At 73.3% G+C, this 7,835-nt stretch carries 7 protein-coding genes; 1 reads left to right on the forward strand and 6 read right to left on the reverse strand.

The window, feature by feature from the left end; genetic code table 11:
* Positions 1-309 precede the first annotated feature (309 nt).
* The 5 genes from B7767_RS16155 to B7767_RS16175 form a co-directional block, all read right to left on the reverse strand.
* Positions 310-1,074 (reverse strand): SDR family NAD(P)-dependent oxidoreductase, encoded by a 765-nt coding sequence (locus tag B7767_RS16155; protein ID WP_085572802.1) that lies wholly within the window; start codon positions 1,072-1,074, stop codon positions 310-312.
* A gap of 86 nt (positions 1,075-1,160) precedes the next feature.
* The gene (locus B7767_RS16160) at positions 1,161-1,748 is read right to left on the reverse strand and encodes a TetR/AcrR family transcriptional regulator (protein WP_085572803.1); all 588 of its coding nucleotides are present in this window, start codon (positions 1,746-1,748) and stop codon (positions 1,161-1,163) included.
* A gap of 47 nt (positions 1,749-1,795) precedes the next feature.
* Complete coding sequence (gene nirD / locus B7767_RS16165) at positions 1,796-2,146, reverse strand: nitrite reductase small subunit NirD (RefSeq protein ID WP_085572804.1); 351 nt, start codon at positions 2,144-2,146, stop codon at positions 1,796-1,798.
* Complete coding sequence (gene nirB, locus B7767_RS16170; protein WP_107486134.1) at positions 2,143-4,740, reverse strand: nitrite reductase large subunit NirB; 2,598 nt, start codon at positions 4,738-4,740, stop codon at positions 2,143-2,145. The genes nirD and nirB overlap by 4 nt, the downstream gene beginning before the upstream one ends.
* Positions 4,740-5,957: an NAD(P)/FAD-dependent oxidoreductase gene (locus B7767_RS16175; protein WP_085572806.1), complete on the reverse strand. Its 1,218-nt coding sequence runs from the start codon at positions 5,955-5,957 to the stop codon at positions 4,740-4,742. The genes nirB and B7767_RS16175 overlap by 1 nt, the downstream gene beginning before the upstream one ends.
* A 174-nt stretch (positions 5,958-6,131) precedes the next feature.
* On the opposite strand from B7767_RS16175, the gene B7767_RS16180 reads away from it, so the two are divergent.
* Positions 6,132-6,914, forward strand: coding sequence for a TSUP family transporter (locus B7767_RS16180; RefSeq protein ID WP_085572807.1), 783 nt, complete (start codon positions 6,132-6,134; stop codon positions 6,912-6,914).
* A 165-nt stretch (positions 6,915-7,079) separates the two neighbouring features.
* Here B7767_RS16180 and B7767_RS16185 read toward each other — a convergent pair whose 3' ends face one another.
* The gene (locus B7767_RS16185; protein WP_085572808.1) at positions 7,080-7,730 is read right to left on the reverse strand and encodes a class F sortase; all 651 of its coding nucleotides are present in this window, start codon (positions 7,728-7,730) and stop codon (positions 7,080-7,082) included.
* Positions 7,731-7,835: the final 105 nt, after the last annotated feature.

Here is a 7,835-nt window from a genome sequence, read left to right on the forward strand (position 1 = left end):
CGATGCCCTCGGGCAGCCAGCCGTCCGGCAGCGGGAACTCGGTCGGCCAGGCGGGCCGGTGGCCGGCGGCGTGCGCCGTACCGGTGCCGGCCGCCACCGCCAGCGCGGTGGCGGCGGCTCCGCCGAGCAGGGTGCGCCGGGAAGGGCGGGTGTGTTTGCGGGGCATGGTCCGGGCCTCCGTGACAGATGGGGGTGGGGCCTGAAGCGGGTGGGACGCAACATGCAACCCGATGGACCCGGCCCGCGGGGCGGAACGGCCCGAACCCGACAGGAACCCGACAGCCGGGGTGCCCGCCCCCGGTGCGGGGGTCAGGCGGTCTGGCCGCCGTCCACCACGAGGTCGGTGCCCACCACCGACGCCGCGTCGTCCGACGCCAGGTACAGCACCGCCGCCGCGACCTCCTCGACCGCCGACACACGGCCGAGCGGCACCTCGTGCTCCATGCGCTCCGCCCGTCCGGCCTCCGTCTCGCCCGGCCGCAGCGACATGGCCGTCGCCGTGGCGCCGGGGCTGACGGCGTTGATGCGGACCCCCTCCGCGATGTGGTCCAGGGCGGCGCCCCGGGTGAGCACGGAGACGGCCGCCTTGGTGGCGGCGTAGGCGGTGGCTCCCGGGGTGCGCTTGTGCAGGCCGAACGTGGAGGCGATGTTCACGATCGCGCCGCCGGCCGGCTGGGTGCGCATCTGGCGGATCTCCGCGCGCAGGGCGTGGAACACGCCGGTGACGTTGGTGTCGAGCTGGCTCTGCCAGTCGTCGTCGGCCAGTTCGGCCAGGGGCCGCCCGCCCCGGAAGACGCCCGCGTTGTTGACCGCGACGTCCAGTGAGCCGAACCGGTCCACGGCGGCGTCCACGACGGCCCGGACGTCCGCGGCGCGGGAGACGTCGGCGGTGACGGCCAGCGCCTTGCCGCCGGCCCGCTCGATCAGGGCCACCGTCTCCTCCAGCGGCTCCGGCCGCCGCCCGGCGACGACGACGTGCGCGCCCTCCGCGGCGAGGGCGAGGGCGACGGCCCGTCCGATGCCGGAGCCGGCGCCGGTGACCAGGGCGGTGCGGTCGGTGAAACGGCTGGTCATGATCTCCCCTAATTCTTGACCGATCGGTTCAGTATGAGGCCAGGGGTCGAGGGCCGCCGTCCGGCGGCCCGTCGGGTGGTTCCGGTTCAGTCGTCGAGCAGTGCCAGCGCCTGTTCCGCCGCGTCCCTGATCCTGGCCGGGTCCGCGGAGGCCTTGCCGACCACCCGCAGGCCCTGCAGCAGCACGAGCAGCATGCGGGCGAGGGTGAGCGGATCGCGGCCGGCGGGCAGTTCACCCTGGGCCCGGGCGCGGACGAGCGCCGCGTGCAGCACGGTCTCCAGCCGGTCCCAGTTGCGCTCGACCCGCCGTGCGGCCGTCGCGTCGTGCGGGGCCAGCTCGGCCGCCGTGTTGGTGACGAAACAGCCGCGCAGGCGCAGGTCGTCCTCGATCGCCTCGGTGGCGTAGCGCCGTACGAGCGCCCGCACGCCCGGCAGTGCCGGGCCCGGCCGGGACAGGTCCTCCAGCATCTGCGGGAGCAGTCCCCGCTCGTAGTGTTCCAGCGCCTTCAGGTACAGCTCGCGCTTGCTGCCGAAGGTCGCGTAGAGGCTGGCGCGTCCGACGCCGAGGTGGGTGACGAGGTCGGACATCGACGTCGCCTCGTAGCCGCGCTGCCAGAACAGCTCCAGGGCTGCCCGCAGCGCGGCGTCCGGATCGAACTCCTTGGTCCTGGCCACGTGAAGCAGCCTAGGACTTTCTGAAACGGTCGGTCAAGAAACGGTGGTCAGGCGGCCTTCACCTCGTACGCCGTCACCCGGACCGCCTCGTCGTCCAGGCACTGGCCCGACTCCAGGTCGAAGCGCTGCTTCAGGAGCGGGGAGGCGACGAAGGGGCGGCCCTGGTGGGTGCCGGTCAGGCCGCGGGAGAGGACCGCCGCGCCGGTGAAGGGGTCGCGGTTGTCGATGGCGTACAGGCGGCCGGTGCGGTCGGCGAAGAGGGCGACCTGGCGGCCGTCGGGGAGGAGGGCGGCCACCCCGCGGCCGGGGAGCAGCGTGCTCAGGTCGCAGACCGTGAACCAGTCGTCCGCGAGGCGGAGCCGGACCTTCAGATCGGTGGTCTCGAGTGCCAGGGTCATCGCGTCGCGGTTCCTTCCAGGACGTCGTCGGCAGGGCGCAGGCCGATGTTCAGCAGCGGCAGGTCGGGCTTCATCTGGTCGCGCTCGGGGACGAACGCGACCACCGGGTCGGGGGTGTCGGGGGCGTTCACGAAGGACACGAAGCGGGCCAGCTTCTCCGGGTCGTTGATGGTCTCGGCCCACTCGTCGCGGTAGTGCGAGACGTGGGCGGCCATCAGGGCCTCCAGTTCGTCGCAGATGCCGAGCGAGTCGTGGACGACGACGTCCCGTACGTGGTCCAGGCCGCCGGGGATGCGGTCCAGCCAGACGCTGGTGCGCTCCAGGCGGTCGGCGGTGCGGATGTAGAACATCAGGAACCGGTCGATCAGGCGGATCAGTTCGGCGTCCGAGAGGTCCTGCGCGAGCAGGTCCGCGTGGCGCGGGGTGGCGCCGCCGTTGCCGCCGACGTAGAGGTTCCAGCCGCCCGCGGTGGCGATGACGCCGAAGTCCTTCGACTGGGCCTCGGCGCACTCGCGCTGGCAGCCGGAGACCGCGGACTTGAGCTTGTGCGGGGAGCGCAGACCCCGGTAGCGCAGCTCCAGGTCGATCGCCATGCGGACGGAGTCCTGGACGCCGTAGCGGCACCAGGTCTGTCCGACGCAGGACTTCACCGTGCGCAGCGACTTGCCGTAGGCGTGCCCCGACTCGAAGCCGGCGTCGACCAGGCGGGCCCAGATCACCGGGAGCTGTTCGACCCGCGCGCCGAACATGTCGATCCGCTGGCCGCCGGTGATCTTCGTGTAGAGGCCGAAGTCGCGGGCGATCTCACCGATCACGATCAGCTTCTCCGGGGCGATCTCACCGCCGGGGATGCGCGGCACGACCGAGTACGAGCCGTTCTTCTGCAGGTTGGCCAGGAAGTGGTCGTTGGTGTCCTGGAGGGCCGCCTGCTCGCCGTCCAGGACGTGGGTGCTGGCGCCGATCGTCGGGGCGAGGGAGGCGATGATCGAGCCGACCGTCGGCTTGCAGACCTCGCAGCCGTCGCCGCCGCGCGCCGCTTCCCGGCCGTGGCGGTCGAGCAGGTCCCGGAAGGAGGTGACGCGCAGGGCGAGGACGATCTCGTACAGCTCCTCGCGGGTCTGGGAGAAGCAGGCGCACAGGCCCTTGTCGACCTCGACGCCGCTCGCCTCCAGCTCGGCGTTGATGAGCTGACCGAGGACCTTGACGCAACTGCCGCACGTCGTACCGGCCTTGGTGCACTTCTTCACCTCGGGCACGGTGGTGCACCTGTGCTCGGTGACCGCCTCGCGGATCGTGCCCTTGCGGACGTTGTTGCAGGAGCAGATGATCGCGTCGTCCGGCAGCGCGGACGGGCCGAGCTGCACGGGCGCCCCGGCACCGGCCGGCAGCACCAGCGACTCCGGCGAGACCGGCGGGACGGAGCCGGTGAAGGCCTTCAGCGTGCCGTACGCCTCCGCGTCGCCGACCAGGATGCCGCCGAGCAGCGTGCCGTCCCGGCCGATGACCAGCTTCTTGTACAGGCCGGAGCGGGAGTCGGAGTAGACGACGTCCAGGCAGTCCTCGGCGGTGCCGTGGGCGTCGCCGAAGGACGCCACGTCCACGCCGAGCAGCTTCAGCTTGGTGGACAGGTCGGCTCCGGTGAACGCGGACTCGTCCTCGGCGATGGTCGCGGCGACCGTCTCGGCCTGCTCGTAACCGGGCGCCACCAGGCCGTACACCCGGCCGTCGGCGGCCAGCGCGCACTCGCCGATCGCGAACACGTGCGGGTCGGAGACCGTGCGGCACTGCTCGTCGACCGCGATGCCGCCGCGCTCGCCGACGGTGAGGCCGCAATCGCGGGCCAGTTGGTCGCGGGGGCGGACACCGGCGGAGAACACCACCAGGTCGGTGGAGAGTTCGGAGCCGTCGGAGAGCTTCATGCCGGTGACCGAGCCGTCCTCGCCGACCACGATCTCCTGGGTGCCCACACCCGTGTGGACGGTCAGGCCCATCTCCTCGATGGTGCGCAGCAGCGCCGCGCCGCCGCCCTCGTCGACCTGGACGGGCATCAGCCGGGGTGCGAACTCCACGATGTGGGAGGTGAGTCCGAGACCCTTGAGCGCGCCCGCCGCCTCCAGGCCGAGCAGGCCGCCGCCGACCACGGCACCGGTCGTGGACTTCCTCGCGTACTCCTCGATCGCGAGCAGGTCCTCGATCGTGCGGTAGACGAAACAGCCCTCGGCGTCCTTGTTCGGCACCGGCGGCACGAACGGGTAGGAGCCGGTGGCCAGCACCAGGACGTCGTAGTCGACGACCAGCCCGGAGCGGGCCGTCACCTTGCGCGCCTCGCGGTCGACGGTCTCCGCCGGGTCACCGACGTGCAGCTCGATGCCGTGCTCCTCGATGAACGCCATGTCCGTCATCGACAGGTCCTCGGGCGTCCTCCCCGAGAAGTACGAGGTGAGCTGGACACGGTCGTACGCCGGGCGCGGCTCCTCGCACAGCACGACCACGCGGTGCGTGGCGGTCAGGCCGCGCTCGGCGAGCGCCTCCAGGAAACGCTGGCCGACCATGCCGTGGCCGATGAGCACGATGGTCGATGTGTCCGTGGACATCAGGAGCCTCCGTCATTGGTGAGCAGGTGGAGCAGGGGCCCGCCGGCGGACGGGAGCGGCTCTGCTCCCTCCCAGGCGCGCGCGAGGGCGCCGACGGTGCCGAGTTCGCCGACCAGGACCCCGCCGACCAGGCGGTCCTCGCGGACGACGACCTTGCGGTAGGTGCCCCGGGTGGCGTCGGTGAGCTGGACGACGTCGTCGCCCGGCAGCGCCTCGGTCTCGCCGAACGCGGCCAGGTCGAAGGGGCTGTCGGGGCCGGTGAGGGTGAGCCGGGTCAGGGAGCGGGTGCCGGTGTAGCGGGAGCCGGTGTCCCCGGCGAGCAGCGCGGCGAGCGCGTCGGCCTGTTCCAGCGCCGGGGTGGCCAGCCCGTACACCGTGCCGGCGTGCTGGACGCAGTCGCCGATCGCGTGGATGTACGGGTCGGAGGTGCGCAGCTCGTCGTCGACGACGACGCCCTTGGCCACGTCGAGCCCGGCGGCCTGCGCGAGACCGACCCTCGGGTGCACCCCGCAGGCCAGCACCACCAGGTCGGCGTCGAGGGCGTAGCCGTCGGCCATCTCCACCGAGCGGACCGCGCCGCCGACGCAGCGCACGTCCCGCACCCGGCACTCGGTGTGCACCTCCACGCCGAGGTCGGTCAGATGCCGCCGGACCAGCTTGGACGCGGCCGGGTCGAGCTGGCGTTCCATCAGCCGCTCGGACTGCTGGGCGAGGACGACCTGCGCGCCGCGCACGGCGAGCGCGCGGGCCGCGGAGACCCCGAGCAGCCCGCCGCCGATCACCACCGCCCGCACCCCGGGCCGTACCGCCTCGGCCAGGCCCAGGCAGTCGTCCAGGGTGCGGAACGCGTGCACGCCCTCGGGCAGCTCGTGGTCCTCGGTGAACAGGCCGCGAAGCGGTGGCAGCACGGGGTTGGAGCCGGTGGCCAGGACGAGCCGGTCGTATGCGATCACCGACCCGTCCGCGCAGCCGACGGTCCGTGCCGCGCGGTCGATGCCGGTGACCCGGGCGCGGGTCAGCTCCGCGGGCGCCGGCAGGGCGATCACCTCGGGGCTGTAACGTCCGGCCAGCACCTCGGCGAGCAGCACCCTGTTGTACGGGCGGTGCTCCTCCTCGCCGATCAGCGTCACGGGCGTGCCGAGCTCGCCGAGCCGCCGGGCGAGTCGTACGCCCGCGAGGCCGGAGCCGATCACCACCACACGCTCATTCGAGGTCATGCCCCTGAGCCTGCGGTGCGGGTGTTACCCGTCGGCATCCCTTCTGTTTCCCGCACGGAACGCTGCCCTCAGCGAAGGGGCGCGGCGGGTGTGAGGAGGCCGACCCCGGCGGCAACCTCAAGTAACGCTCATCTTGATGGACGTGGCATCTACCTCGTCCCTAGGCTCCCGACCATGCCCGACATCTCCCTGACCACGGTCGTCCTGCTCTGTCTGGCCGCCCTCGCCGCCGGCTGGATCGACGCCGTGGTCGGCGGCGGCGGGCTGCTGCTCCTGCCCGCCCTGCTGCTCGGCCTGCCCGCCGGCACCCCCGCCGCGCACGCGCTCGGCACCAACAAGGCGGTCGCGATCGTCGGCACCACGGGCGCGGCGGTCACCTACGCCCGCAAGGCGCCGGTCGACGTGAGGACCGCCGTGCGCATCGGCCTCGCGGCCCTCGCCGGATCGTCGGGCGGGGCCTTCTTCGCGGCCGGGATGAGCACCGAGGTCCTCAAACCGGTGATCATGGTGGTGCTGCTCGCCGTGGCCGCCTTCGTGATCCTGCGCCCCGCCTTCGGCACGGCCCCCGCCACCGGCCCGGCGACCCGCCGCCAGATCCTCGCCGCGATCGGCCTGGCCGGCCTCGGCATCGGCTTCTACGACGGCCTCATCGGCCCCGGCACCGGCACGTTCCTCGTCCTGGCGCTCACCGCCCTGCTCCACCTCGACCTGGTCACCGCCTCCGCCACCGCCAAGATCGTCAACTGCTGCACCAACGCCGGCGCGCTCGCGATGTTCGCCTGGCAGGGCGCGGTGCTGTGGCAGCTCGCGGCGCTGATGGCGGTGTTCAACCTGGCGGGCGCCACGCTCGGCGCGCACACGGCCCTGAAGAAGGGCAGCGGATTCGTCCGCGTCGTCCTGCTCACGGTCGTCTTCGCCCTGGTGGCGAACCTGGCGTACGAGCAGTGGCTGGCCTGAGCGGCACGCCGGTTCGTGGGCGCCGCCGGTGCGCGACATCTCCCGCGAGCTCGACAGCGCCCCGCGACACCGGTCCGGGCGGGCGGCGGCCGGGTGATCGTCAACGCCGACGGCGGCAACCGCCCCCCGGTGCTCGCGCTCCGTCCCCGGCCGGTGTCGCCCGGCTCAGCGGCTGCCGGTCAGGTGGGCGTACACGACGACGTTCCCCTGGTAGCCGGTGGTCCGGGAGTAGCCCCCGCCGCAGGTGATGACCCGCAGCTCGGGGCGGGGGACCGCGCCGTACACCTTCCCGTCGGGGAAGTCCCGGGCGTCGTACACCTCGACGGCGTCCACCGTGAACACGGCGACGGTGCCGTCGCGGCGGTCCACCTCGATGGTGCCGCCCTTGCGCAGGGCGCCGAGGGAGTAGAAGACGGCGGGGCCGTCGGCGTTGTCGACGTGGCCCGCGACGATCGCGGTGCCCGTCTCACCGGGGGTGGTGCCGGCCTCGTACCAGCCGGCGAGGTTCTCGCGGTCGGCCGGGGGCGCGTCGAGACTGCCGGTCCTCGTCAGGCCGAGGCCGGTCAGGGGCGCGTCCACCCCGATCGCGGGGATGCGGATGCGGTCGGGAGGGGAGGGCGGCAGGGCGGGGGCCGAGGCCCGGTCCGCGCCGCGGTCGTCGTTCCCCGTGCGGGCCTGGGCGGCGGACGGCTGCGGCGGCGCCTGCGTCCCGGTCCCGCCGTGCAGCAGCCACATCCCCGCACACAGGGCGCACACCGTGACGGCGGCTATCGCTGCGTTGCCCGGACCCCCGGTCCGGCGGAACCTGCGGCGCATGACGGACTGACCTCGTCTCGAATCGGTCCCCGTGCCCCCTCCGGGCCGCGAGGGGCGTCGGACCCGGAGGGGAGGGGACTTGCGGTACCGGCGGGGGCGGGCGGG

Source organism: Streptomyces sp. 13-12-16 (assembly GCF_002114215.1).
Classification (GTDB): Bacteria; Actinomycetota; Actinomycetes; order Streptomycetales; family Streptomycetaceae; genus Streptomyces.

What these genes read in the sequence shown, in the direction of transcription:
- nirB (WP_107486134.1), bottom strand. Translation starts at nt 4,740, where the DNA reads ATGTCCACGGACACATCGACCATCGTGCTCATCGGCCACGGCATGGTC.
- B7767_RS16185 (WP_085572808.1), bottom strand. Translation starts at nt 7,730, where the DNA reads ATGCGCCGCAGGTTCCGCCGGACCGGGGGTCCGGGCAACGCAGCGATA.
- B7767_RS16180 (WP_085572807.1), top strand. Translation starts at nt 6,132, where the DNA reads ATGCCCGACATCTCCCTGACCACGGTCGTCCTGCTCTGTCTGGCCGCC.
- B7767_RS16175 (WP_085572806.1), bottom strand. Translation starts at nt 5,957, where the DNA reads ATGACCTCGAATGAGCGTGTGGTGGTGATCGGCTCCGGCCTCGCGGGC.
- nirD (WP_085572804.1), bottom strand. Translation starts at nt 2,146, where the DNA reads ATGACCCTGGCACTCGAGACCACCGATCTGAAGGTCCGGCTCCGCCTC.
- B7767_RS16155 (WP_085572802.1), bottom strand. Translation starts at nt 1,074, where the DNA reads ATGACCAGCCGTTTCACCGACCGCACCGCCCTGGTCACCGGCGCCGGC.